The sequence below is a fragment of the Streptomyces sp. NPDC048696 genome, from assembly GCF_043198895.1.
Taxonomy (GTDB): domain Bacteria; phylum Actinomycetota; class Actinomycetes; order Streptomycetales; family Streptomycetaceae; genus Streptomyces.
This window is the reverse complement of record NZ_JBICVJ010000006.1, coordinates 285886-311200: the sequence shown is the minus strand read 5'-3', so window position 1 is coordinate 311200 and position 25315 is coordinate 285886. Positions and strand designations below refer to the sequence as shown.

Genomic DNA, 25315 nt, shown 5'->3' with positions numbered 1-25315 from the left:
GTCAGCGCTGGAGCGTGAGGAGGCCCGGCCGGTACGGCAGTTGGTCGTACGGGCCGGTCGCGGTGGGTGACTTGCCCTGGTAGAGGAGCTGCAGGTGGCAGGGGTCGACGGTCATGGTCTGGTCGGGGTTGGCGCGGACCAGGTCACCGTGGCTGATGTCGTCGGTCCAGGTGGCACCGCTGTTGGCCTTGCCCGCGAAGGGGTTGCTCTCGCCGGCGGCCTGCGGGGTCCAGGAACGGTTCAGGCTGGAGGCCGTGAACGAGCGGAAGTAGCGCTGCTCGTTGGCACCCCGGGCCTCGACGATCATGAGGTACTGGTTCTGGCCCTGGACCTTGTAGACCTGCGGCGCTTCGAAGAGGTTCTTCACCGTGTCGCTCATGACCGTGGTGTACGAGGAGCCGAAGCTGCCCGGGAAGTTCCCGATCGGCATGCTCGCCCGGTAGATCTTGCCGTTGTCACCGGCGAAGAACAGGTACATGTTCTGGTCGTCGGCGATCAGGGTCTGGTCGATCGGGGCGGCGCCCGGGATGCCGCCGGTGAACAGCGGCTGCGGCGCGGACCAGCCGTTGGGGTTGGACGGGTCGCTCGACGTGCGGTAGATGAAGGGCCACGCGCCCCACTGGTACGCCAGCACCCAGATCTTCCTGGGCGCGAAGTAGAACAGCGTGGGAGCCACCGCGGACTGCCCCATCCCGGTCTGGCGGGCCGAGGACATGTCCGACCAGTTGGTGAAGGGGGCGAAGGCCATCGAGCCGTACGACGACCCCGACACGTTCGAGGCGTAGACCAGGTGCTTGCCGTTGTACATCACGTGGGTGAAGTCCTTCACCGACCGCCACCCGTTCGCGGGCTGCGCCAGCGCTCCGGTCGACGTCCACCGGTACGTCGACGGAAGGGCACAGGTGCCGCCCGTCGGCGCGGGCGGCGTGGGAGCCGGTGTCCCGGAAGGGCCGGTCCACTTCTGGTTGGCGCCGGACCAGCAGGAGTACAGCTGGATCTTGGTGCCGTTGGCGGTGGCCGCGCCGACGGCGTCGAGGCACAGCCCGGACCGGACGCCGGCGATCGTGCCGTCGGTGTTGACGTTCCACTGCTGGTCGGAGCTGCCGTCGCAGTCCTGGATGACCACCGCGGTGCCGTTGCCGGTGCCCTTGGCCCTGGCGTCCAGGCACTTGTCGCCGTAGACCATCAGCTGTTTGCCCGCGGTGCGGGTCCAGCGCTGGTTGGTCTGCCCGTTGCAGTCCCACAGCTGCGCCTGGGTGCCGTTGGCGGTGGAGAAGCCGTCGATGTCGAGGCAGCGACCGGAGGGGACGCCCTTGATCTCCCCGCCGCCGGATCCGCCGGGAGGGTTGCCGGACCCGCTGGGCGTCGGGCCCGGGGCGGACTTGAAGGCGTCCATGACGGCGTAGTAGGCGGGCTTGGGTTTGCCGTCGTTGTCGAACAGCAGGGGGCTCTCGCCGCTGCGCCAGGAGTCGCGGTCGCGGACGCCCCACACCGTGATGCCGTTGCACCGGGCCACGGACAGACAGGCGTTGACCGCGTTGGCGTACTGGGTGGGCGGGGCACCCGCGATGTCCAGCTCGGTGAGCTGGACGTCGACGCCGAGGGCGGCGAAGTTGGACAGGGTGGTCCGGAAACCGGGCGGCGGCCCGCCGGCGCCGAAGTGGCTCTGGAACCCGACGCAGTCGATGGGCACGCCTCGGGACTTGAAGTCCTTCACCATGCGGTAGACGCCCTGGGTCTTGGCGTCCGTCCAGTTCTCGATGTTGTAGTCGTTGTAGCAGAGCTTGGCCGACGAGTCGGCCGCCCGGGCGGTACGGAACGCCTCCTCGATGAAGCCGTTGCCGAGCACGTCCTGGAACACCGAACCGCGGTGCTGGTCGGAGCCGTCGGCGAACGCCTCGTTGACCACGTCCCAGGCGTAGATCTTGCCCTTGAAGTGGGTCATCTCGGTGGTGATGTGGTTCTTCATCACGTCGCGCAGGGTGGTGGCGTCGTGGATGGAGCGGACCCAGGCGGGGAGCTGCGAGTGCCAGACCGTGGTGTGGCCGCGCAGGCGCTGGCCGTGTGCCAGGGCGTGGCCGACGATCTGGTCGGCGGCGCCGAAGGTGAACGTGCCGCGGGACGGCTCGACGGCGTCCCACTTCATCTCGTTCTCCGGCGTGACCATGGTGAACTCGCGGTCCGCGATCGCGGTGTACACCGGGTCGCCGAGCCGGCCGGCGGCCAGAGCGGTGCCGAAGTACCGGCCCCCGGGCGGCGCCTGCGTACCCGGGGCGGCGGCTCCGGCGGAGTGGGGAAGCAGCGTCAGGGCACCGGCCACCACCGCGGCGGCCGACACTCCTGCCACCACGGTGCGGCGACGCCGGCTGAGCCGGTGCAGGCCCTTCATGATGCTCCTCGGGGGTCGTGTATGTGTCGCGTCATGGGAGCGGCTTCCTTCGGGGGATACGTCAACGGGACGTCGGGGCCCCTGCCGCGCCGGCACACCAGGGCGAGCGGCGGGAAGAGCACCCCACACAAGAGGAGGCCGGTGAACTCGCGGTCCCGTAACGGAAAAGTGGCGCCGTCATGCGGATTGCCCGGTGATGCATCTCGCACGCAAAAAGCGTTACGCGAGGCCCTGTGATCTGGTCGTCCTGGCGGGAAGGGCGTGCCTCGCCCTGGGGTGCCTACAGGTGGCGGTCGCGGCGGGGCGGCCGTCGTCCCGTCCGTCCCGCCCGCTCAAGGAACGATTCCTCAGACCCAGGCCCTGCGCACGATGAAGGAAGCCTGTCCGGCGAAGGCGCGGGTGCCGTCGGAGCCGTCGAGCCAGATACCGCCGTCGCGCCGACGCAGGACCGACCCGGGGTAGTTGTGGGCGTGCAGGGTCACCGACCCGGCGACCGCCCCCGGGCGCGCGCAGAAGGTGGCGTCCTCGCGGAACAGGGCGCTGCCGTCGCTGCCGCTCAGCCGCAGCCGCAGTTCGAAATGGCGCAGATAGCGGCCGTCGGCGGCACGGAAGGTGACGCACCGGGAGTCGGCCAGCCCCCTGATGACCGTGAAGGTGACCCGCTGGCGTGTCTGCGCGTCGCTGGACGCGGAGACCGGGCCGAGCGTCGCGAAGTCGCCGGAGTACGTCAGGTACTGGTCGGGGGCGTCCACGGACTCCAGCGACTGGGCGCCCAGCGGAACCGTGCCGGCGGCGGACGGACTCGCCGCCGGGGACGGTCCGGCCGACGCGGTGGTACGGGACGGGCTCGGCGTGGCGGGGTGCGCGGAGGTCGGCGTCGGCGGGCCGACCGTGGGCCGGGCGGCCCCGGGTTCGCCGGCTGTGGGAGCGGCGCTGACGCCGGGCACCCGATGCGCCGGTTCGGGCCAGGTCGCATAGACGGCGGTCCCGGTGACGAGCACCGCGCCGGTGGCGAGGGCCAGCAGTGGATGCGCGGTCACCGCGGAGAGCTTGCCGACCAGCGAACCCTGCACACCGCCTCCCCCCGCCGCCGTGCCGAGGGCGACGGGGGTGGTGGCCAGTCCGGCGGCGCTCGCGGCCGTACCCGAGAGCAGGCCCTTGGCGGTCAGCGCGGCGACGAGCCCGGCCGGGACCGCCAGCGGCGCGAGGCCGAAGAGCAGGAGTTCGGCCGGGACCCGGGCCGCGGTCGTCGCCCCGCAGCGGGGGCATCCGCGGGTGTGCCGCGCGATCCGCTTGCGCCACATCGACGCAGGCAGGCCGTCCCACCCGGCGACGGTCTCGTCCAGCCCCGGGCAGCGCGGTTCGGCCTCCAGCGCGGCGACGATCGTCCTGCTCAACTCCAGCTGCTCGCGCATGCGTTGCAGGCGCACGCCGACGTGCGCGGCCGTGAGCCCCGTCGCGGCGGCGATGTCGTCACGGCTCAGCAGACCGGCGCGTTCCTGCCACCACAGCGACAGCAGCACCCGATGGTCCGTATCGAGCCATCGGGTGGCTTCGACGACCTGCCGGCGCTCGTCGGACATGCGCAGACGCAGGATCGTCACGTCCTCGGGCTCGGCGCCGGCGTCCGGTATCCCGTGTGCCTCGTCGATGACCGTGGTCCGCCCGGCGAAGGCGCGCTGCCGCTGGCGGTGGGTACTGATCTGACGGATCGTGATCGACACCAGCCAGGACCGGAAGCTCTCCGGGGCGCGCAGGGCGGGCAGGTCGCGCACCGCGCGCAGCAGCGTTTCCTGGACGACGTCGTCGACGTCGGCATGCCCGCTCAGCGCCCGCCCGACGATGTTGTAGAGCAACGGCAGGTACGCGGCGATGAGTTCCTCGCGCGCCCGGTCATCACCGGCCTGCGCCGAGACGACCAGCTCCGCGTGGTCCGCATCCATGAGCCCCATTCCCACCTTCTTCAGGGGAGCGATCCGCCGAGTACGGCGGCATACCTTAGCGTCGGCAAAGGTGTACGGCCAAAGCGCGCGACGAACGCGAGGCCGCTCTCGCCCTGCGGGAAGCGACACCCCTTACGTCATCTGCGACTGCCGGACGCAGTCTTCGACCGGGTTCAGGTAGGGCAGGTCGTCGAGTGGTCGGTCGGTGAAGAAGCGCGCCATCAGGTCGGCCAGATCGGTGTCACGTTCGATCTGGACAAGGTGGTCGGCCTCCTTGATCGTGGTGAACCGGCCCCCGAGGCCCCGAGCGACGCGCCGCCCTTCCTGGGGTGGCGTGATGGTGTCGTGTTCGCCGGTGAACACCAGCACGGGAGCGGTGACCGCAGGGGACGGCAGGCTCCACGGGTGCGTCAGAAGACGTTCGTGGTGGTCCACGTCCATGGCCAGTTCACGCTCGGTGAGTTGGGCGAACCTCTGGCGCATGAGGCGTGCCACAGCGGCCTGGCGCCGTACGACTCCGTGGCCGGGCGGAGCCATGAACTGCTCGACCATGTCCTGGGCCATGTCGTCGAAGCGTTTGTCGTCGACCATGCGGCGCCATCGCTTGGCAGCCACGATGTATTCGGGGGAGATGGCCACGGCGGTGCCTCCCAGCATCAACCGCGCGACCCGGTCCGGGTGCCGCTGGGCGAGGCGCAGGGCGATGGCCGCTCCGAAGCAGGCGCCGAACACGTTGACGGGCCCGAGTGAGAGGGCCTCGGTGGCATGGCGGACGGTGTCGGCGAGGAAGTCGATGCCGTACTCGACCGGCAGGGGGTCGGCCTCCCCGTAGCCGGGCAGCTCCAGGGTCAGCACGGTGGTGTGCGGCAGGAGCTGTCGCTCGTACCGCAGCCAGGAGAAACGATCTTGCGATGAACCGCCGAGTACCACGACGGGTTCGGTGGTCGAGGGGCCCGCGGTGGCCGTGCGGGCCACGAACCGGAAACCGTGGAATACCAGTTCGCGATCCGCCGTCTGAATGTCGATGCAGTGAGACATGCTGCCTGCATAACAGCGGTGGAACGGAGGCCGCACGTGTTTCCCGGCCGGTTCACCCGGAGGCGTCAACTACCTGTCGCCCGTTGCTCTTCCGGGCGGCAGCGGAGGAATCGCGTCCCGGCCGGTCGGGGCCGCGACGCATACTCGGCCGCATGCGGACGCTGCTGGTGACATGGGGCTCGACGGGCGACGCGATGCCGTACGCGGGCTTGGGCGTACGGCTGAAAGCAGCGGGGCACGAGGTCGTCGTCGCCACGTCCGAGCGCCTGGCGCCCGCCTTCCGCCGGCACGGCATGCCGGTCCACGTGCTCCCCCTGGCCCGGCAGGAGAAGTCCGCGCTGGCCGCCGACCGGTTCGACCGATGGCAGAGCCCCGCCCGGCTCCGGCACCGGATGCGCAATGCCCAGGACATGGCCCACGTCATCGCGCGCGGGGTCCTCGATGCCGTGGACCAGGGCGTGGAGGTGATCCTCGCCCACCCCTTGGCCCATCCCCTGTGCGCCGTCATCGCCGAGGGAAGGGGCGTTCGCTGCATCGGGGCCTACACGGCGGCGCCCGGGATGCTCCTGCCCCGGCTGAGCGCCGGCGGCGCGCTCCCGGCCCACGGCCACCGGCTCGCCGAAACCCTCGTGCGGGCGGCCATCAGCCCCCTGTACGCCCCGGCCCTCTCCTGGGTCGGGCGCCGACTGGGCACGCGCCGACGCAAAGCCGGCGCTCTGGTCGATGTCCTGCGCGGCCAACGCGTCCTGCACGGATACACCAGCACCTTGCTGCCGCATGATGCCGCTCTGCCCGACGGCCAGACATGCGTGGGGTACTGGTGGCCTGTCCGGGACAGCGGCTGGCAGCCGGACGAGCGTCTGGCCGATTTCCTCGCCGCCGGGCCCTCTCCGGTGTACTTCGGCTTCGGCAGCGTCTCGCCGGGCGACGCGGAGCGGCTGAGCGCCGTGATCGACGAAACGGTCCGCGGACTGGGCGTCCGCGCGGTGGTGCAGGCCGGCTGGCAGGGCTTGGACGTCTCGGGCGACGACGTCCTCACGATCGGGGAATGCCCCCACGACTGGCTCTTCCCCCGTATGGCCGCCCTCGTCCATCATGCGGGCCCCGGAACGGTGGGCGCCGGCCTGCGGGCCGGCGTGCCCGCCGTGCCGGTGCCCCTCGCGATCGACCAGCACTACTGGGCGCGCCGCATGACCGCTCTGGGCCTCGCCCCCGCCCGCCTGGACGCCCGTCGCCTGACGGCGGGGACACTGGTCGACGCCCTGCGCACGACCCTGCACGACGAGCGGTACCGCGACCGGTGCACCGAACTCTCACGGATCGTCAAGAGCGAAGACGGAGCGGCGGCCGTCGTGGCCTCGCTGACCGCCTGACGGCGGCGCCGAGCAGCGGTGGTCACCCGGTCCGCCCCACCACCAGCCATGTCGAGGGCAGCTCGATGCGGGTGCCGTCGGGCCGGTACTCGGTTGTGGTGAGCGGCAGTTCGCCCCGGGCGAGGACCGTGAGGCCCGCGGAACGGACGATCTCGGGCAGGGCCGCGTCCGTGACCTCGCCCGGGGTCAGGCCGTGGGCGAAGACCGGGCGCAGTTTCGGCGGCGGTCCGGCGGGGCTCTGCGCGAGGCCCATGAGGACCGGCTTGGCCGCTTCCGCCAGTTCCACCAGGAACGCCCGGCCGCGCTCCCCCACCAGGGTCGCCACCGCCTCGGCCAGCCGCGCCCGGTCGGCCGGTTCGCACTGGTGGAGCACACCGCGTACATACACGTTGGCGTCGCCCAGACGGTCGTGCAGCTCCTGGACGGCCTTCTCGTCGGTGGCGTCCAGCTGGGCGAACCGGGCGCGCCCGTCCGGGTCCTGCGCCCTGGCGTGCTCGACGGCGGCGGACGAGAGGTCGACGCCGGTGACGCTGTCGTAGCGGTCGGCCAGAAAGCGGGTCTGGGTGCCGTTGCCGCAGCCCAGGTCGACCACGGGCAGCGAGAGATGCGCCATGTGCGGCTCGAACAGGGCGAGATGGAGGCCCGCCGTCAGGGCCGGTTCGGCGTCCCAGAAGACCCCGCCCGGCTCGTCGGGGGCCTCGCGCCAGAAGCCTTCCCAGGCATCCCTGTACCGACTCGTCACGCTCATGACCGACTCCCCAGGCAGCATGCACAGTGTCAAGATCGGTCTATCGCGCCGGGAGCGCGCCGACAAGCACCCGGCGCCTACCTTCACTCCGCGTTCGAGCCGGTTCAGCGCCTCGTGCGCCCCCTGCGCGGCAGCGGCACCTCGAACCACACGGTCTTGCCCCCGCCGGTACGGCTGGTGCCCCACTCCCTGGCCAGCCTGCTCACCACCCGAAGCCCGCGGCCGGACTCGTCGAGCGGGCCCGCGTGCAGCAGCATCGGAAGGGTGTGGTCGTCGTCGACCACCTCGCAGCGCAGCGTCTCGGCCCGTACCAGACGCAGCTCCACCTGATGGCTGTGCGCATGCCGTACGGCATTGGTGACGACCTCGCTGACCAGCAACTCGACCGTCCCGGCGACCTCTTCGAGGTCCCACTCGCCCAGCTGATCGGCCACCAGGCGCCGGGCGCGGGCCACCTCGCGCGGGTCTATGGCGAGCCGCCATTCGGCGACGTCCTCGCGCGCGATGCCGTTGAGCCGGGCCATCAACAGGGCGACGTCGTCCTTGCGGCCGCCCCGGGTGTTCAGGGCGCGGATGATGGTGTCGCAGGCGTCGTCCATGGAGGCGGCCGGATGCGCGGCGGACTCGCAGAGCGTCGCGAGCCCCACGCCGATGTCCTCGCCCCGCACCTCCACCAGGCCGTCCGTGCACATGACCAGCCGGTCGCCGGGGTCGACGGGCACGCGCGCGGTCTCGAACGGCACGCCGCCGACGCCGATCGGCGCACCGGTGGGGAGGTCGATGAGCTCGCTGCGCCCGTCGGCGGCCCGCACCAGGACCGGCGGCACATGGCCCGCGTTGGCCATCAGGAGCTCGCCCTTGATGGGGTCGTACACCACATAGAGGCAGGTCGCCAGATAGTGCTCGCCGAGCCGCTGGGCCAGGTCGTCGAGGTTGCGCAGCAGCTGTGCGGGCGGCAGGTCGAGGGCCGCCATGGTCTGTACGGCGGTGCGCAACTGGCCCATCATGGCCGCCGAGTTCAGGCCGTGGCCCATGACGTCGCCGACCACGAGGGCGATGCGCGACCCGGGCAGCTTCACCGAGTCGAACCAGTCGCCGCCGACCCGGCCGAGCAGCGTGCCCGGCAGATAGCGGGTCGCCGTGTCGCAGCCGGTCATCTGCGGGGTGACCTGCGGAAGCATCGAGTCCTGAAGGGTCTCGGCGACGCTCTCCTGGTAGGTGTACATCCGCGCGTTGTCGAGGACGAGGCCCGCGCGGGCGGCCAGTTCGGCGCCGGTCACCCGGTCCATGTCGTTGAACATCGCCCGCTCGGCGTGGCGCAGCAGGATCATGAAGCCGAGCACCACGTTGCGGGCCTTGAGGGGAACCACCAGCATCGACCGGCCGTTGATCAGAGGCCGGATGTCGCGCTTTTCGAACTGCGAGGCGATGGCGGTGCCCATCTCCTCGCTGATGCGCGGGACGAGCACGGGCTCGCCGGAGGTCATGCACTGGAAGAAGGGGGTGTGCGCGGGGAACGGCATGGACTCGCCCACGGGCACGACATCGTCCCAGCGCCCCGGCTCGTCGACGTGCTCGACGGCGACCCGGTGCCACAGCGTGGTCTCGTCCGGCGGCCCGTCGGGGAACCCCTCGCCCGCGATGACCTGCTCGCGCAGATAGGTGCCCGCGACATCGGTGAAGCGGGGCACCACGGCGGCGCTGACTTCGTGGATGGTCCGGGCGAGGTCGAGCGAGGAACCGATTCGGCCACTGACCTCGTTGAGGAATTCCAGCCGCTCGCGCACCGCCGCGTACTCAAGGTCCTGGGGGAACTCGGGTGCGGGCACCCGCGGTTCGGCCGTCGGCGCGTGATCGCCCTGCCGCCCGGCCCGGCGCTCGGCGCGGCGGGGCACACCCCAGTCGGGGGTCACCGGCACCCGGTCGTGCTGGCTGAACTCCAGGATGGGATAGCCGAGTTCAAGGACCTGGGAGACGATCCGGGAGCTCTCGCCCACGCTCATGCTGGGCAGGATCTCGGGCAGCCGCCCGGCCAGCTCGTCGGCGCCCTGGAACTCGGTGTGCAGGGCGAACCCGGGTGCTATCCGCTCCACGCTGCCCCGGTCCGGCGCCGGGTGGTCGGCATGCAGCTGCGCCGCGTCCGCGGCCAGCACGAGCAGCCGCTCGGGCCCGGGCCCGACCAGGGGATACGCCCACCACAGCACGTCTACGCGGTCCCGCCCCAGGTCGGAGAGGGTGGCGCGACCGGCCGTCGGATACGAGGTGAGGCCGTGCAGCGGGGCCTCCAGGCCCGGACCGAACGCGCCGTACCCGTCGAACTCCTGGAGGATGTCGATGGGGCGGTCCGGGTCGAGCGCGCCGGAGACCGGCAGCAGATCGAGCGCGGAGCGGCCGACAGCCTCTTCCCGGGCGGGGCCGAACAGCCGGCGCGCACCGGTCGACCAGTGCGACACCAGCCCGTCGCCGTCCACGACGATCACGGCAAGCGGGATCCGGCCGGCCACGGCTGACTGCCGTGGCGGTGTCGGCGGAGTGCCACTGTCCATGGGTGGAGGCTCCTTCCCCGCCGCAAGGATCTGCGGCTGTGCCCCCACCGTACGGCCATTCGCGGGCCGCGCGCGGGGCAACGCCGGAATCGGGCGCACGCCCGCGCGCACCGCGCGAGCTGCTGAAAAATAGTCAGTCCTCGTGGCCCAGCTGGAGATCGCGCTCGGTGCGGCCGCCGCCCGCGACCTGCAGCACCGTGGCCACCGGCGGATACCCGGCCGCGATGACCGTGTACTCGCCGGACGACAGGTCGATGAAACGGAAGGTGCCGTCGGGGCCGGTGGTGAGCGTGTCCACCACGTTGCCCGCGGCGTCGAGCAGCGTCACGCGCGCGTCCTCGACGGGACGCCCGCCGGTGGCCCGTACCGTGCCGCGCAGCACCGCGCCACCGGCCAGCTCGATGTCCTGCCGGGTCTCGCGCGCGGCCTGCACGCTCACCGGCAGAGCCGCGGGCCGGAAGGCGGGGGCGCTGGCGGCGAGGGTGTACTCGCCCGCCACCAACTCGCTGATCACATAGGTGCCTTCGCGCCCGCTGCGGGTGGTGGCGACGACCTCGCCGCGTACGTCGGTGAGGGTGACGGCGGCGTCCCTCACCGGGGTGCCGTCGGCGGTGACCACCAGGCCCGCGAGGCGGCCCGCGCCGCCGAGCACCACATCGAGGTCGACCGGCCGTTCGCCGACGGTCACCGAGACGGCCTGCGGCTGATGCCCTCCGGCGGCCGCGATCAGTACGTAGCTGCCGGAGCCGGGCACGCTCAGGGCGTAGCGCCCGTCGTCGCCGCTGGCCCCGCGCCCGACCTGCTGGCCCCGTACGTCCAGGAGCGTGAGGGCGGCGCGCGGCACGATGGAGCCGTCGGGGTGCTGAACCGTTCCGCAGACCGGGACACCGCTGGAGTACGGGGCGTTGGGCACGCGCGCGTGGGGCACGGCGGGCGGTTCGATGGTGGGGGCGTTCTGGGACACCAGCGGTTTCTCCTTGAGAAGGAAGGCGAGCAGGAGGCCGAGCACGAGCACCGGCACCAGATACAGGAAGATCCGCGGCATCGCCTCGGCGTACGCCCGGACATAGCCGTCCCGCAGCGCCGGCGGCATGGCGTGCACCAGCTGCGGGGTGATCGACTCGGGGTCGGGCAGCCGGGAACCCGCGGGGAACTGCTCGGTGAGGGCGTGGGCGAGGCGGTTGGTGAACAGGGTGCCGAAGACCGCGGCGCCGACGCTGCCGCCGATCTGCCGGAAGTAGTTGTTGGCGCTGGTGGCGGTGCCGAGGTCGGCCGGGTCCGCGGCGTTCTGCACGGCGAGGATGAGGACCGGCATGACCAGGCCGATGCCGATGCCGAGTACGGCCATCCAGATGCTGTAGTCGAGCCGGGGGGTGTCGGTCTTCAGCCGGGACAGCAGCCACATGCCGACGGCCGACACCGCGCTGCCGAGCACGGGGTAGATCTTGTAGTGGCCGGTGCGGCTGATGAGCTGGCCGGAGACGATCGAGGCGCCGACGATGCCGCCCATCATGGGCAGCACAAGGAGACCGGACTCGGTGGCGCTGACCCCGTCCACCATCTGCAGGAAGGTCGGCAGATAGCTGGCGGCGCCGAAGAGCGCGACACCGATGACCGCGCCGACCAGGCCCGAGATCGTGAAGGTCGGGTCGCGGAACAGCCGCAGCGGGATGACCGGTTCGCGCGCGTAGTTCTCGACGACGACGAACAGCAGGGTCGTGCCGAGGGCACCCGCCGCGAGCCCCAGGATGGTGCGCGAGCCCCAGGCGTACTGTGTACCGCCCCAACTGGTCAGCAGCACCACGCACGTTGACGCGGCGACCAGGAGCAGCGCGCCGAGGACGTCGAGGCTGGGGCGGGCCACCGGCTTGGGCAGTTTCAGGACGACCGCGATGACGGCGAGCGTGACCAGGCCGAACGGGACGTTGATGTAGAAGCACCAGCGCCATGAGGCGTGGTCGGTGAAGAAGCCGCCGAGCAGCGGGCCCGCCACCGAGGCGAGGCCGAAGACGGCCCCGATGAGCCCCATGAAGCGGCCGCGCCGGCGGGGCGGCACGATGTCCGCGATGATCGCCTGCACGCCGATCATCAGCCCGCCGCCGCCGACGCCCTGGACCGCCCGGAAGGCGATCAGCTCGTTCATGTCGCGGGACCAGCCGGCCAGCGCCGAGCCGATGACGAAGACGACGATCGCGAACTGGAAGACGGGCTTGCGGCCGAAGAGGTCGCCGAGCTTGCCGTAGATGGGCAGCCCGATGGTGGAGGCGAGGAGGTAGGCGGTGACGGCCCAGGAGACCTTGTCCAGGCCGTGCAGATCGCCCACGATCCGGGGCAGCGCGGTCGCGACGATCATCTGGTCGAGCGCCGCGAGCAGCAGGGTGAGCATCAGCCCGAGGAAGACGAGCCGCACCCGGCGCGGGCTGAGCGCGACCGGCGCCCCGGTGACGTACTCGTGTGGCTCATGTGGCGCCGTCGCGTCGGTGAGGTCCAGGACGGGCCCCCCGGCCCCCCGACGCTCCCCCGACGACCCGTCCCGCGCCCGGTCCTTGACCAGAGTGATCCCGCCCACGTCTGCTCCCCTCGTCGCACCGCCGGTTCGACTGCGCGGCGTACATACTGCGCATTGGGCGCTAATGGGGAGCAAACGCGAAAAGGAGTGGGCGCGGGCGCACAACTCGCCCTGGGCGGGCGGCTGTCGACCGCCTCATCAGGGTCTTTCACGCAGCCCGGAGTGCGCGGGCGCACCACCGGGCCACCGCGAAATCCACTCGAACCGGTGACGTCGACCGGATTCGAGCGGGGGCAACTCCTCGACCTGGCGGGCTACTTCTCGACCTCGGCGGCGAGCTTGGCGAGCACCGCGTCGTAGATACGGGCGAGGCCCTTGGGGGCGAAGGTCTTCTCGAAGAAGCCGCCGATGCCGCCCGCGCCGTTCCACACCGTGGTCACGACGACCTTGGAGCGGTTCTCGCCGGCCGGGGTGACGGTCCAGGTGGTGACCATGGACGAGTTCCGGTCCTTCTCGACGAGCTGCCCCTCGGTCGGCTCGGCGACCTCCAGGAGACAGTCGCGCACGCGCTTGCTGGTGGCCTGGAGCTTCCAGTGGACGAGGGTGCCCTCGCCGTCGCCGCCCTCGCGTACCTGGTACTCGCTGAAGTGCTCGGACAGGAGCCTCGGACGGCTGTCCTTGTAGTCGGCCACGGTGTCGAACACCGTCTCCGGGCTCGCCGCGATGATCCGCTCCGTGGTGGCCTCGACCTGCGCCATGGCTCTTCCTCCAGCACTCGTGAGATCCGGGGGGTGCGCCCGGATTCGGGGTGGTCAAAGCCAATCACCTCACGCCCGGCCCCCAAAATCGGGGTTGCTGCGATCATGGGAACAGGTGTTCTATTCTGAGCTCAGTGCTACGGAAGAGGCCCGAGGAGGCGTTCATGCGCTGGGACAATCTGGCCGAGAATGATCCGCTGCCGCCGGGAGCGGGCCGCGCGGCCGCGCTGTTCGACGCGGACGCGGTGGTCACCCGTACGTTTGACACCCCGGAGTTCCGCGGGGTCACCTTCCACGAGGTACGCGCGCGTTCGATCGTCAACCGGGTGCCCGGGGCGTCCCGGATGCCGTTCGAGTGGACGGTCAACCCGTACCGGGGCTGCACGCACGCGTGCGTGTACTGCTTCGCCCGCAAGACGCACAGCTACCTCGACCTCGACACCGGGCTCGGCTTCGACTCGCAGATCGTGGTGAAGGTCAACGCCCCCGAGCTGCTGCGCCGCCATCTGTCGTCGCCGCGCTGGCAGGGCGCGCACATCGCGATGGGCACCAACGTCGACTGCTACCAGCGGGCCGAGGGCCGCTACCGGCTGATGCCGGGCATCATCGAGGCCCTGCGCGACCGCGCCAACCCGTTCTCGATCCTCACCAAGGGCACGCTGATCCTGCGCGATCTCGAACTGCTGCGGCAGGCGGCCGAGGTCACCCACGTCGGCATCTCGGTCTCGGTGGGCTTCGTGGACCACGACCTGTGGCGCACGGTCGAGCCGGGCACGCCCGCGCCCGAGCGCCGCCTCGACGTCGTACGCACCCTCACCGGGCACGGCATCGACTGCGGGGTGCTGATGGCGCCGGTGATCCCGTTCCTCGGCGACCACCCCGACCAGCTGCGCGCCACGGTCCGCGCGATCGCGGCGTCCGGCGCGACCTCGGTGACCCCGCTCGTGCTGCATCTGCGGCCGGGGGCGCGGGAGTGGTTCATGCGGTGGCTCGGCGAGCACCATCCGCATCTGGTGCGGCGCTACGAGCGCCTGTACGCGGAGGGGGCGTACGCGCCGAAGTGGTACCAGCGCCGGATCACCCGGCAAGTACACGATCTGGCGGCGGAGTTCGGCATCGGCCCGGCGCGTTCCGCAGCGCGTGGAGGCGGAGCCGGTCGGTCCGACCCAACTCACCCTGCTCTGACCGGAACCCGGCGCCCGGTTGTCAGTGGCATGGGTCAGGATGGGCCCATGACTTCGCTTACGCACATCGCCACCCCGGACGGCGTCGCGCCCGGTGTCAACTACAGCCATGTGGTGTGGGGCACCGGCCGGTTCATCGCGATATCCGGCCAGTGCGCGTTCGACGAGAAGGGCGACGTGGTCGGCGAGGGCGACCCGGCGGCGCAGGCGCGGCAGATCTTCGAGAATCTGCGCCGCTGCCTGGAAGCCGCGGGCGCGACCTTCGACGACGTCGTCAAGCTCACCGTCTTCGTCACGGATGTCGCGTATCTGCCCGCGATACGGGAGGCCCGGGACGCCCACATCAACAACGGACGACTGCCGGCCAGTTCGGCGGTCCAGGTCGCGGCACTCTTCCGCCCCGACCTCCTGATGGAGATCGAGGCGTTCGCCGTGGTGTCCGACCGTTGACCCTGGACGGCCTGAGCGAGGAGCGGGACGCGGCGTGGCGCCGGGAGTATCGGGCGCGGGCGCGGGCCTCCGGCTCGGCCCTCACCACCCGGCTGGCAGCCGTGGACCAGTGGCGTGCCGGGTTCGTCCCCGACGGGGGCAAGGAGGACTTCGACGTGGCCGGAGTCGCGGTGCCCGAGGTGCGTTATGCGATGCGCCTCAGTGCCACCGCGGCGGCCGAGGCCAGGCGGGGCTGAGCCAGGGCCGTCTCCAGCACCTCGACCGCTCGTTTGTCGCCCAGCTCCCCCAGGCCCTCCACACAGGCGAGCGCCACCCGCCAGTAAGGGGTGTCGGGCGAGAGCAGCGGCCGCAGGGTCGTGATCAGGGCGGGCACGGACTCGGGGGCGCGCAGGGCGGTCAGCAGCCGCACCGGATGCAGGGCGTACGCGGTGCGCAGCCCGTTGGTGGCGAGGGCCGCGGCCGCCCGGGCCGTGCGGGGATCGCCGAGCCGCTCCAGGGCGTACGCGGCCGCGACGCAGCGCGCCGCGTCGCGGTGGTTGAGCAGCAGCACCAGCGACTCGAACGCCCGGCGGTCCCCGGCGCAGCCGAGCCGGAAGGCCGCGATCTCCCGCGCCCAGAGCGGCCGTTCGCGCTCGGTGAGCACGGCCGCCAGTTCGTCGTGGTCCCGGGTCGAGAGCAGTCGCTCGTACGCCGCCGTCGCATCCGACGCCCTGGCCTCGTCCCGCACCCGGTCGGCAAGGGACCGGAGCTCCTCGTCCATGGGGGAAGGGTAATGGCGCGGGCGGGCGGGAGGGCGAGCCAGATCACATCGGTTCCGCTTGTCCGGGGGCTGGCGCGCTCGTTACTCGCCAGTTAATCTCAAGTGAGCGGGTACCCCCCGCGAAAAACTCCGGCGGCCTGGTGACGCAGCCGCCGCGAGTGTTGTCGGTTCGGCAGTTCCCACGACGCGACCCCGGGACAGGGTCCGTCGGCCCTCAGCACCACGACTCACAACTCCCGCACGCCGTGCGCCCGTCGGCAGCTCCGCACACCGCCGACGCCCCCGTACGTCTTCCTCGCGACAGCCGTATCTCCGGCCGCGTGCGCCCTCTCCTCAGTCGTCACTCACCCAGGAGTCCCGTGATGGACACCCCCCTGAACACCGTCGCCGTGGTCGGTCTCGGCACCATGGGCACCGGCATCGCCGAAGTGCTCGCCCGCGCGGGCCGCGAGGTCATCGGCATCGACATCAGCGAGCACGCCGGACGGCAGGCCGTGGCCTGTCTGGAGGCGTCCACCGCCCGCGCCGTGGCCCGTGAGCGCATCACCGAGGAGGAGCGGCGCGACGTCCTCGCCCGGCTGCGCACCTTCACCGATCTCCAGGCGGCGGCCGAGGCCGACCTGGTCATCGAGGTCGTGCCGGAGTCGTACGAGCTCAAGCAGCAGGTGTTCGCCGCGCTGGACGCGATCGTGGCTCCCACCGCGATCCTGGCGACCGGCACCAACGCCCTGTCGGTGACCCGGCTCGCCGCCGAGTCGTCGCACCCCGAGCGCGTCCTCGGGCTGCACTTCTTCAACCCGGCCCCGGCCATGAAGCTCGTCGAGGTGGTCTCCTCGGTGCTCACCGCGCCGCCCGCCGTGGACGCGGTCACCCGGCTCGCCCTGGAGCTCGGCAAGGAGCCGGTGGCGGTCGGCGACCGGCCGGGCTTCGTCGCCGACGGGCTGCTCTTCGGCTACCTGAACCAGGCCGCCGCGATGTACGAGGCGAAGTACGCCTCCCGCGAGGACATCGACGCCGCCATGAAGCTGGGCTGCGGGCTGCCGATGGGTCCGCTCGAACTGCTCGACCTGATCGGCATCGACACCGCCCGCACGGTCCTGGAGGCGATGTACACCGCCTCCCACGACCGCCTGCACGCCCCCGCGCCGATCCTCGGCCAGCTCGCCGAGGCCGGTCTGACCGGCCGCAAGTCGGGCCGCGGCTTCTACACGTACGAGGCGCCGGGCAGCGCTGTCGTGGTGGCGGACGGGCAGACGCCGTCCACCGCCGAGGGCACCACCGCCGGCCGCTTCATCCGTTCGGTGGGCGTGGCCGGTTCCGGGACCATGGCGTCCGGGATCGCCGAGGTCTTCGCCAAGGCCGGCTACGACGTGGTGCTCGCCGCCCGCGGCGCGGAGAAGGCCGAGACCGCCAAGTCCCGTATCGCCAAGTCGCTTTCGCGCTCCGTCGACAAGGGCCGGATGACGGCCGAGGCCCGGGACGAGACGCTGGCGCGGATCACGCCCGCCGGCGCGCTCGAATCCTTCGCCGAGGTCGATCTCGCCGTCGAGGCGGTCGCCGAGGACCTGGAGGTCAAGCAGCAGCTGTTCGCGTCCCTCGACAAGATCTGCAAGCCGGGCGCGGTGCTCGCCACCACCACGTCCTCGCTGCCGGTCGTCGCCTGCGCCCGGGCCACCTCGCGCCCGCAGGACGTCATCGGGATGCACTTCTTCAACCCGGCCCCGGCGATGAAGCTGGTCGAGGTGGTCCGTACGGTCCTGACCTCGGACGAGGTGCACGCCACCGTCCGCGAGGTCACCGCCAGGATCCGCAAGCACCCGGTGGACTGCGGCGACCGGGCCGGGTTCATCGTCAACGCGCTGCTCTTCCCCTACCTGAACAACGCGATCAAGATGGTCCAGGAGCACTACGCCTCGCTGGACGACATCGACGCGGCGATGAAGCTCGGCGGCGGCTACCCGATGGGCCCGTTCGAACTCCTCGACGTGGTCGGCCTGGACGTCTCGCTCGCCATCGAGAAGGTCCTGCACGCCGAGTTCCGCGACCCGGGCCTGGCGCCCGCGCCGCTCCTGGAGCACCTGGTGGCCGCCGGGTGCCTGGGTCGCAAGACGGGCCGTGGATTCCGCGAGTATGCCCGGCGCTGAGCCGTGGGCTTCCCCCGACCACCGGCCGGGGGAGGGCTGGGGCGGGCTGCTCGAACCCTCGGGCGGCCCGCCCCCGCGAGCGCGACTTCCTGCACATATGCAGTACGTTCGGTCCATGCCCCAGCCCGCTGCCTCATCGAAACGGCCGTCCCGCACGTCCGCCACGCCCGACGCCCCGGAAAGTGCCGCCGGCAGCCGCGCGGCCGCCCAGCGGCTCAAAATGCGCCGCGAACTGGCGGCCGCGGCAATGGAGCTGTTCTCGGCCAAGGGGTACGAGGCCACGACGGTCGACGAGATCGCGGCCCGCGCCGGGGTCGCCCGCCGCACCTTCTTCCGCCACTTCCGCTCCAAGGAAGAGGCGATCTTCCCGGACCACGACGACACCCTCGTACGGGCCGAGGCGGTGCTCAACGCCGCTCCCCCGCACGAGCACCCGCTGGACACCGTGTGCCGGGGCATCAAGGAGGTCATGAAGATGTACGCGGCCTCCCCCTCGGTCTCGGTCGCGCGCTACAAGCTGACCCGTGAGGTGCCCACCCTGCGGGAGGCGGAGATCGCCTCGGTGGCCCGCTACGAGCGGCTGTTCACGCGATATCTGCTGGGCCACTTCGACGAGCACGACCACCAGCCCGGCAACGACGACCCGCTGCTCGCGGAGGTGGCCGCCTCCGCGGTCGTCACCGCGCACAACCACGTACTGCGGCGCTGGCTGCGGGCCGGCGGCCAGGGCGATGTGGAGACCCAGCTGGACCACGCCTTCGCGATCGTGCGGGACACCTTCGGCTCCGGGATCGGCGCGGGCCGCACGGCCAGGCCGAAGCCCGCGGCCGCGTCCGTCTCCACCGGCGACGAGGTGCTGGTGGCGGTCGCCCGTACCGACGCCCCGCTGGACGAGATCATGCAGTCGATCAAGAAGGCGCTGCGGCAGCGCTGACCTGTCCGGAAAGTGAAGGCCCGCCCCGATTCGGGGCGGGCCTTTCGCATGTCCCGGGGTGGCATTCGATCGATCATCGCTCATCCGTGCAGGTCATTACGCAATTGAGAGAAATTGTTGGCACGCAGTGTCTTGCCCACTGGCACCGCGTGCCATACGTTGATGTTGTCCGGGCGGCCGGCGTGCAGAGACCTTTCGTACGCCGGCTGTCCCCGCAAGCCCATGGCGAGCGCGCCCGGACGCCTGCGTCACAGGCACCCCTCCCGCGCCCACCAGGCGCCGCCGAGCTGTATCGCCGAAGTACCGCCGAACCGACGGCACACCTCCACAGCAGCAGTCCCCTCAGCGTTCCCCCCGAAAAAACGTGCTTCGCCGGAGGCATCACCGTGAAGGAAATCCTGGACGCGATTCAGTCGCCGGACAGTACGTCCGCCGACTTCGCCGCCCTGCCGCTCCCCGACTCGTACCGCGCGATCACCGTGCACAAGGACGAGACGGAGATGTTCGCCGGGCTCACCACCCGCGACAAGGACCCCCGCAAGTCGCTGCACCTCGACGAGGTGCCGGTGCCCGAACTCGGGCCCGGCGAGGCCCTGGTGGCCGTCATGGCCTCCTCGGTCAACTACAACTCGGTCTGGACCTCGATCTTCGAGCCGATGTCCACCTTCGGGTTCCTGGAGCGCTACGGAAAGCTCAGCGAGCTCACCAAGCGCCATGACCTGCCGTACCACGTCATCGGCTCCGACCTCGCGGGCGTCGTGTTGCGCACCGGCCCCGGCGTCAACGCCTGGCGGCCCGGCGACGAGGTCGTCGCGCACTGCCTCTCCGTCGAGCTGGAGTCCTCCGACGGCCACAACGACACGATGCTCGACCCCGAGCAGCGCATCTGGGGCTTCGAGACCAACTTCGGCGGCCTCGCCGAGATCGCGCTCGTCAAGTCCAACCAGCTGATGCCCAAGCCCCAGCACCTCAGCTGGGAGGAGGCGGCGGCCCCGGGCCTGGTCAACTCCACCGCGTACCGCCAGCTGGTCTCGCGCAACGGCGCCGGGATGAAGCAGGGCGACAACGTGCTGATCTGGGGCGCCAGCGGCGGACTCGGCAGTTACGCCACGCAGTTCGCGCTCGCGGGCGGCGCCAACCCGATCTGTGTGGTGTCCAGCCCCGAGAAGGCGGACATCTGCCGCTCCATGGGCGCGGAGGCGGTCATCGACCGCAACGCCGAGGGCTACAGGTTCTGGAAGGACGAGCGGACCCAGGACCCCAAGGAGTGGAAGCGCTTCGGCAAGCGCATCCGCGAGTTCACCGGCGGCGAGGACATCGACATCGTCTTCGAGCACCCCGGCCGTGAGACCTTCGGCGCGAGCGTCTACGTCACCCGCAAGGGCGGCACCATCACCACCTGCGCCTCCACCTCGGGCTACATGCACGAGTACGACAACCGCTACCTGTGGATGTCCCTGAAGCGCATCATCGGCTCGCACTTCGCCAACTACCGCGAGGCGTGGGAGGCCAACCGGCTGGTCGCCAAGGGCAAGATCCACCCGACGCTCTCCAAGGTGTACTCCCTGGAGGAGACGGGCCAGGCCGCGTACGACGTGCACCGCAACCTGCACCAGGGCAAGGTCGGCGTGCTGGCGCTGGCCCCCCGTGAGGGCCTGGGCGTGCGCGACCACGAGCTGCGCGAGAAGCACATCGACGCCATCAACCGCTTCCGCAACATCTGAGCACGGAGCGATACATGACAGAGCGTCACAAGGACCGGCCCTGGCTCATGCGGACGTACGCCGGCCACTCCACGGCCGAGGCGTCCAACGAGCTCTACCGCCGCAACCTGGCCAAGGGCCAGACCGGCCTCTCGGTCGCGTTCGACCTGCCGACGCAGACCGGCTACGACCCGGACCACATCCTCGCCCGCGGCGAGGTGGGCCGGGTCGGGGTCCCGGTCTCGCATCTGGGCGACATGCGGCGGCTGTTCCAGGAGATCCCGCTGGAGCAGATGAACACGTCCATGACGATCAACGCGACCGCGATGTGGCTGCTCGCCATGTATCAGGTGGTCGCCGAGGAGCAGGGCGTGGACATCACCCTGCTCCAGGGGACGACGCAGAACGACATCGTCAAGGAGTACCTGTCGCGCGGGACGCATGTCTTCCCGCCCGGTCCGTCGCTGCGGCTGACCACCGACATGATCACCTACACGGTGAACAACATCCCCAAGTGGAACCCCATCAACATCTGCAGCTACCACCTCCAGGAGGCCGGGGCCACCCCGGTCCAGGAGATCTCGTACGCGATGTCCACCGCGATCGCCGTGCTCGACGCGGTGTTCGCGTCCGGGCAGGTGCCCGAGGAGCGCAAGGGCGAGGTGGTCGCCCGGATCTCGTTCTTCGTGAACGCGGGTGTGCGGTTCGTCGAGGAGATGTGCAAGATGCGGGCGTTCGGCCGCATCTGGGACCAGGTGACGCGCGAGCGGTACGGCATCGAGAACGCCAAGCAGCGCCGCTTCCGCTACGGCGTCCAGGTCAACTCGCTCGGCCTGACCGAGGCGCAGCCGGAGAACAACGTCCAGCGCATCGTGCTGGAGATGCTGGCCGTGACGCTCTCCAAGGACGCACGCGCGCGTGCCGTGCAGCTGCCCGCCTGGAACGAGGCGCTGGGCCTGCCCCGCCCCTGGGACCAGCAGTGGTCGCTGCGCATCCAGCAGGTCCTGGCGCACGAGAGCGATCTGCTGGAGTACGAGGACATCTTCGCCGGGTCGCACGTCATCGAGGCCAAGGTGGACTCGCTGGTCCAGGAGTGCCTGGCCGAGATCGACCGGATCCAGCAGATGGGCGGCGCGATGGCGGCCGTCGAGTCGGGCTACCTCAAGTCGCAGCTCGTCTCCTCGCACGCCGAGCGCCGGGCCCGGATCGAGGGCGGCGAGGAGAAGATCGTCGGCGTCAACTGCTACGAGTCGACCGAGCCCAGCCCGCTCACCTCGGACCTGGACACGGCGATCATGACGGTCGACCCGGCGAACGAGGCCCGGGTCGTCGCCAAGCTGCACGAGTGGCGCGACAACCGGGACGAGACCCGGGCGTCCGAGGCGCTGGCCGCCCTGAAGAAGGCGGCGGCCGGCACCGAGAACCTGATGGCCGCGACCCTGGAGTGCGTCCGCGCGGGCGTCACCACGGGCGAGTGGTCCTGGGCGCTGCGCGATGTGTTCGGCGAGTTCCGGGCTCCCACCGGCGTCTCGTCCGCGCCGGTCGCCATGCCCGCCGAGGCGGGCACGCCGCTCGCCCTCGTCCGCGGGAAGGTGACCCGTACGGCCGACGAGCTGGGCGCCGGACGGCTGCGGCTGCTGGTCGGCAAGCCGGGCCTGGACGGCCACTCCAACGGCGCCGAGCAGATCGCGGTACGCGCGCGTGACGCCGGGTTCGAAGTGGTCTACCAGGGGATCCGGCTCACCCCCGAGCAGATCGTGGGCGCCGCGCTCGCCGAGGACGTGCACTGCGTGGGCCTGTCGATCCTGTCCGGCTCGCACGCCGAGCTGGTGCCGGACGTCCTGACGCGGCTGCGCGAGGCAGGCGCACCCGACATCCCGGTGATCGTCGGCGGGATCATCCCGCCCGCGGACGCCGAGGAGCTGTGCCGGGCGGGTGTCGCCGCCGTATTCACCCCCAAAGACTTCGGTATCACGGAGATCATCGGACGTATCGTCGACGAGATCCGGAAAGCGAACAAGCTCGACCCTCTGGAGGTCTCCGCATGACCAGCTCTGTCAACCGTCTCCGGCCGCGCCGTTCGTGCCTCGCCGTTCCCGGCTCGAACCCGCGCTTCCTGGAGAAGGCGCAGGGTCTCCCCGCCGACCAGGTCTTCCTCGACCTGGAGGACGCCTGTGCGCCGCTCGCCAAGCCGGAGGCCCGGCACACCATCGTGAAGTTCCTCAACGAGGGCGACTGGACCGGCAAGACCCGGGTCGTGCGGGTCAACGACTGGACGACCGAGTGGACGTACCGCGATGTCGTCACGGTCGTCGAGGGCGCGGGACACAACCTCGACTGCATCATGCTGCCGAAGGTGCAGAGCGCCGAGCAGATCGTCGCCCTCGACCTGCTGCTCACCCAGATCGAGAAGACCATGGGCTTCGAGGTCGGCAAGATCGGCATCGAGGCGCAGATCGAGAACGCGCAGGGCCTCAACAACGTCAACGCGATCGCCCAGGCCTCCCAGCGGGTCGAGACGATCATCTTCGGCCCGGCCGACTTCATGGCCTCGATCAACATGAAGTCGCTGGTCGTGGGCGAGCAGCCGCCCGGCTACCCGGCCGACGCGTACCACTTCATCCTGATGAAGATCCTGATGGCGGCCCGCGCCAACAACCTCCAGGCGATCGACGGTCCCTACCTCCAGATCAAGAACATCGACGGCTACAAGGCGGTCGCCCAGCGCGCCGCCGCCCTCGGCTTCGACGGCAAGTGGGTGCTGCACCCCGGCCAGGTCGAGGCGGCCAACGAGGTCTTCTCGCCCTCCCAGGACGACTACGACCACGCCGAGCTGATCCTCGACGCGTACGAGTACTTCACCTCCGAGGCCGGCGGCAAGAAGGGCTCGGCGATGCTCGGCGACGAGATGATCGACGAGGCCAGCCGCAAGATGGCGCTGGTCATCTCGGGCAAGGGCCGGGCGGCCGGTATGCAGCGCACGTCGAAGTTCGAGATCCCGGAGGCGTAACACCATGCAGTTCGGCCGCACCTACGAAGAGTTCACCGTCGGGGACGTGTACAAGCACTGGCCCGGAAAGACGGTCACCGAGTACGACGACCACCTGTTCTGTCTGCTCACGATGAACCACCACCCGCTCCACATGGACGTCAACTACGCCGAGAACACCACCGACTTCGGCAAGAACGTCGTGGTGGGCAACTACATCTACTCGCTGCTGCTCGGCATGAGCGTCCCGGACGTGTCCGGGAAGGCGATCGCCAACCTGGAGATCGAGTCGCTGCGGCACGTGGCGCCGACCTTCCACGGCGACACGATCTACGGCGAGACGACCGTCCTCGACAAGACCCCGTCGAAGTCCAAGTCGGACCGCGGCATCGTGTACGTCGAGACCAAGGGCTACAAGCAGGACGGCACGCTGGTCTGCGTGTTCCGCCGCAAGGTGATGGTCCCGACCGAGACGTACATCAAGGAGCGCGGCGGCGAGCAGCCCGGCCGCCCGGAGCTGAAGGCGCAGGAGAAGTAGCCATGGCCCGTCTCGCGCAGACCGCCGGTCTGACCGACGTCCAGCAGGAAATCCTGGCCACCGTCCGGGACTTCGTCGACAAGGAGATCATCCCGGTCGCGACCCAGCTGGAGCACAAGGACGAGTACCCGACCCAGATCGTCGAGGGTCTCAAGGAGCTCGGCCTGTTCGGGCTGATGATCCCCGAGGAGTACGGCGGTCTCGGTGAGTCGCTGCTCACGTACGCGCTGTGCGTCGAGGAGATAGCGCGCGGCTGGATGTCGGTCTCCGGCATCATCAACACGCACTTCATCGTGGCGTACATGCTCAAGCAGCACGGCACCCAGGAGCAGAAGGACACCTTCCTGCCCCGGATGGCGCTCGGCGAGGTGCGTGGCGCCTTCTCGATGTCGGAGCCGGCGCTCGGCTCGGATGTGTCGGCGATCACGTCCAAGGGCGTCAAGGACGGCGACGAGTACGTCCTGAACGGCCAGAAGATGTGGCTGACGAACGGCGGAACCTCGTCGCTGGTGGCCGTGCTGTGCCGAAGTGACGAAGGACACCCGGAGGGCACCGCCCCCCACAAGTCCATGACGACCTTCCTGGTGGAGAAGGAGCCCGGCTTCGGCGAGGTCCGGCCCGGTCTGACCATCCCCGGGAAGATCGACAAGATGGGCTACAAGGGCGTCGACACGACCGAGCTCATCATGGACGGACTGCGCATTCCGGCCAATCGGGTCCTCGGCGGGGTCACCGGCCGAGGGTTTTACCAAATGATGGACGGCGTCGAGGTCGGCCGCGTCAACGTCGCGGCGCGTGGTTGCGGCGTCGCCCAGCGTGCATTTGAGCTGGGTGTCTCGTATGCCCAGCAACGTCACACTTTCGGCAAGGCGATCGCTCAGCACCAGGCGATTCAGTTCAAGCTGGCCGAGATGGCTACCAAGGTCGAGGCCGCTCATGCCATGATGGTCAACGCAGCACGCAAAAAGGACTCCGGGGAACGAAACGACCTTGAGGCAGGGATGGCGAAGTACCTCGCCTCCGAATACTGCAAGGAGGTCGTGGAGGATGCCTTCCGTATCCACGGTGGCTACGGCTTCTCGAAGGAGTACGAGATCGAGCGCCTGTACCGCGAGGCGCCGATGCTGCTCATCGGTGAAGGTACCGCCGAGATCCAGAAAATGATCATTGGTCGTCGGCTTCTCGAAGAGTACCGATTGCAGGGTTGATTGTCGCTTTTGGGTCGGTTCGGCCGCGAAGAAGATCACACCCTGTAGGCGTTTTCCGAGGGTATCCGGCCGACCGACTCGGCTTCTGGCTTTCCCAGTTG

General features: G+C 70.4%; 18 protein-coding genes and 1 pseudogene. 11 read left to right on the top strand and 8 right to left on the bottom strand.

Annotated features, from left to right (window positions below; translation table 11 throughout):
• Nucleotide 1: 1 nt before the first annotated feature.
• From ACGFRG_RS15395 to ACGFRG_RS15385, 3 genes are all read right to left on the bottom strand, one after another.
• Nucleotides 2-2389, bottom strand: a complete 2388-nt coding sequence (locus ACGFRG_RS15395) for a non-reducing end alpha-L-arabinofuranosidase family hydrolase (protein ID WP_393264132.1) — start codon at nucleotides 2387-2389, stop codon at nucleotides 2-4.
• 347 nt (nucleotides 2390-2736) lie between these two features.
• Entirely contained in the window at nucleotides 2737-4341 is a 1605-nt protein-coding gene (locus tag ACGFRG_RS15390; protein WP_393264129.1) for a sigma-70 family RNA polymerase sigma factor, read from the bottom strand.
• A gap of 123 nt (nucleotides 4342-4464) precedes the next feature.
• Nucleotides 4465-5370 (bottom strand): alpha/beta fold hydrolase, encoded by a 906-nt coding sequence (locus ACGFRG_RS15385; RefSeq protein ID WP_393264126.1) that lies wholly within the window; start codon nucleotides 5368-5370, stop codon nucleotides 4465-4467.
• Nucleotides 5371-5522: 152 nt separating this feature from the next.
• Between ACGFRG_RS15385 and ACGFRG_RS15380 the strand changes: the two genes are divergently transcribed.
• Nucleotides 5523-6743 carry a glycosyltransferase gene (locus ACGFRG_RS15380; RefSeq protein WP_393264123.1) on the top strand — a complete coding sequence of 407 codons (1221 nt, stop codon included), beginning with the start codon at nucleotides 5523-5525 and terminating at the stop codon, nucleotides 6741-6743.
• A 22-nt stretch (nucleotides 6744-6765) separates the two neighbouring features.
• Here ACGFRG_RS15380 and ACGFRG_RS15375 read toward each other — a convergent pair whose 3' ends face one another.
• From ACGFRG_RS15375 to ACGFRG_RS15360, 4 genes are all read right to left on the bottom strand, one after another.
• Entirely contained in the window at nucleotides 6766-7491 is a 726-nt protein-coding gene (locus ACGFRG_RS15375; RefSeq protein ID WP_361419576.1) for a class I SAM-dependent methyltransferase, read from the bottom strand.
• Nucleotides 7492-7595: 104 nt separating this feature from the next.
• Entirely contained in the window at nucleotides 7596-10037 is a 2442-nt protein-coding gene (locus tag ACGFRG_RS15370; RefSeq protein ID WP_361419579.1) for a SpoIIE family protein phosphatase, read from the bottom strand.
• Nucleotides 10038-10170: 133 nt separating this feature from the next.
• Complete coding sequence (locus ACGFRG_RS15365) at nucleotides 10171-12606, bottom strand: MFS transporter (protein WP_393264119.1); 2436 nt, start codon at nucleotides 12604-12606, stop codon at nucleotides 10171-10173.
• Nucleotides 12607-12860: 254 nt separating this feature from the next.
• Entirely contained in the window at nucleotides 12861-13304 is a 444-nt protein-coding gene (locus ACGFRG_RS15360) for an SRPBCC family protein (protein ID WP_361419585.1), read from the bottom strand.
• 164 nt (nucleotides 13305-13468) lie between these two features.
• On the opposite strand from ACGFRG_RS15360, the pseudogene ACGFRG_RS15355 reads away from it, so the two are divergent.
• From ACGFRG_RS15355 to ACGFRG_RS15345, 3 genes and pseudogenes are all read left to right on the top strand, one after another.
• Nucleotides 13469-14506 (top strand): annotated as a pseudogene (locus tag ACGFRG_RS15355) (Rv2578c family radical SAM protein); the annotation flags it as partial.
• Nucleotides 14507-14518: 12 nt separating this feature from the next.
• Complete coding sequence (locus ACGFRG_RS15350) at nucleotides 14519-14938, top strand: RidA family protein (RefSeq protein ID WP_393264420.1); 420 nt, start codon at nucleotides 14519-14521, stop codon at nucleotides 14936-14938.
• Nucleotides 14935-15174, top strand: a complete 240-nt coding sequence (locus ACGFRG_RS15345; RefSeq protein ID WP_393264116.1) for a hypothetical protein — start codon at nucleotides 14935-14937, stop codon at nucleotides 15172-15174. Before ACGFRG_RS15350 ends, ACGFRG_RS15345 begins: the two co-directional genes overlap by 4 nt.
• Here ACGFRG_RS15345 and ACGFRG_RS15340 read toward each other — a convergent pair.
• Nucleotides 15123-15698 (bottom strand): HEAT repeat domain-containing protein, encoded by a 576-nt coding sequence (locus tag ACGFRG_RS15340; protein WP_393264113.1) that lies wholly within the window; start codon nucleotides 15696-15698, stop codon nucleotides 15123-15125. The two genes, ACGFRG_RS15345 and ACGFRG_RS15340, sit on opposite strands and share 52 nt — an antisense overlap.
• Before the next feature lie 362 nt (nucleotides 15699-16060).
• On the opposite strand from ACGFRG_RS15340, the gene ACGFRG_RS15335 reads away from it, so the two are divergent.
• The 7 genes from ACGFRG_RS15335 to ACGFRG_RS15305 all read left to right on the top strand — a co-directional run bounded on the left by ACGFRG_RS15335 (nucleotide 16061) and on the right by ACGFRG_RS15305 (nucleotide 25214).
• Nucleotides 16061-17842: a 3-hydroxybutyryl-CoA dehydrogenase gene (locus ACGFRG_RS15335; RefSeq protein ID WP_361419600.1), complete on the top strand. Its 1782-nt coding sequence runs from the start codon at nucleotides 16061-16063 to the stop codon at nucleotides 17840-17842.
• 115 nt (nucleotides 17843-17957) lie between these two features.
• Entirely contained in the window at nucleotides 17958-18776 is an 819-nt protein-coding gene (locus ACGFRG_RS15330; protein ID WP_361419603.1) for a TetR family transcriptional regulator, read from the top strand.
• A gap of 386 nt (nucleotides 18777-19162) precedes the next feature.
• A complete protein-coding gene (gene ccrA / locus ACGFRG_RS15325) occupies nucleotides 19163-20500 on the top strand; it encodes a crotonyl-CoA carboxylase/reductase (RefSeq protein WP_361419606.1) in 1338 nt (445 codons plus the stop codon).
• A gap of 14 nt (nucleotides 20501-20514) precedes the next feature.
• A complete protein-coding gene (locus ACGFRG_RS15320; RefSeq protein WP_393264109.1) occupies nucleotides 20515-22527 on the top strand; it encodes a protein meaA in 2013 nt (670 codons plus the stop codon).
• Nucleotides 22524-23489, top strand: coding sequence for a CoA ester lyase (locus tag ACGFRG_RS15315; protein WP_361419612.1), 966 nt, complete (start codon nucleotides 22524-22526; stop codon nucleotides 23487-23489). The genes ACGFRG_RS15320 and ACGFRG_RS15315 overlap by 4 nt, the downstream gene beginning before the upstream one ends.
• A 4-nt stretch (nucleotides 23490-23493) precedes the next feature.
• Complete coding sequence (locus tag ACGFRG_RS15310) at nucleotides 23494-24006, top strand: MaoC family dehydratase (protein ID WP_361419615.1); 513 nt, start codon at nucleotides 23494-23496, stop codon at nucleotides 24004-24006.
• Between the two features lie 2 nt (nucleotides 24007-24008).
• Entirely contained in the window at nucleotides 24009-25214 is a 1206-nt protein-coding gene (locus tag ACGFRG_RS15305; protein WP_361419618.1) for an acyl-CoA dehydrogenase family protein, read from the top strand.
• Nucleotides 25215-25315: the final 101 nt, after the last annotated feature.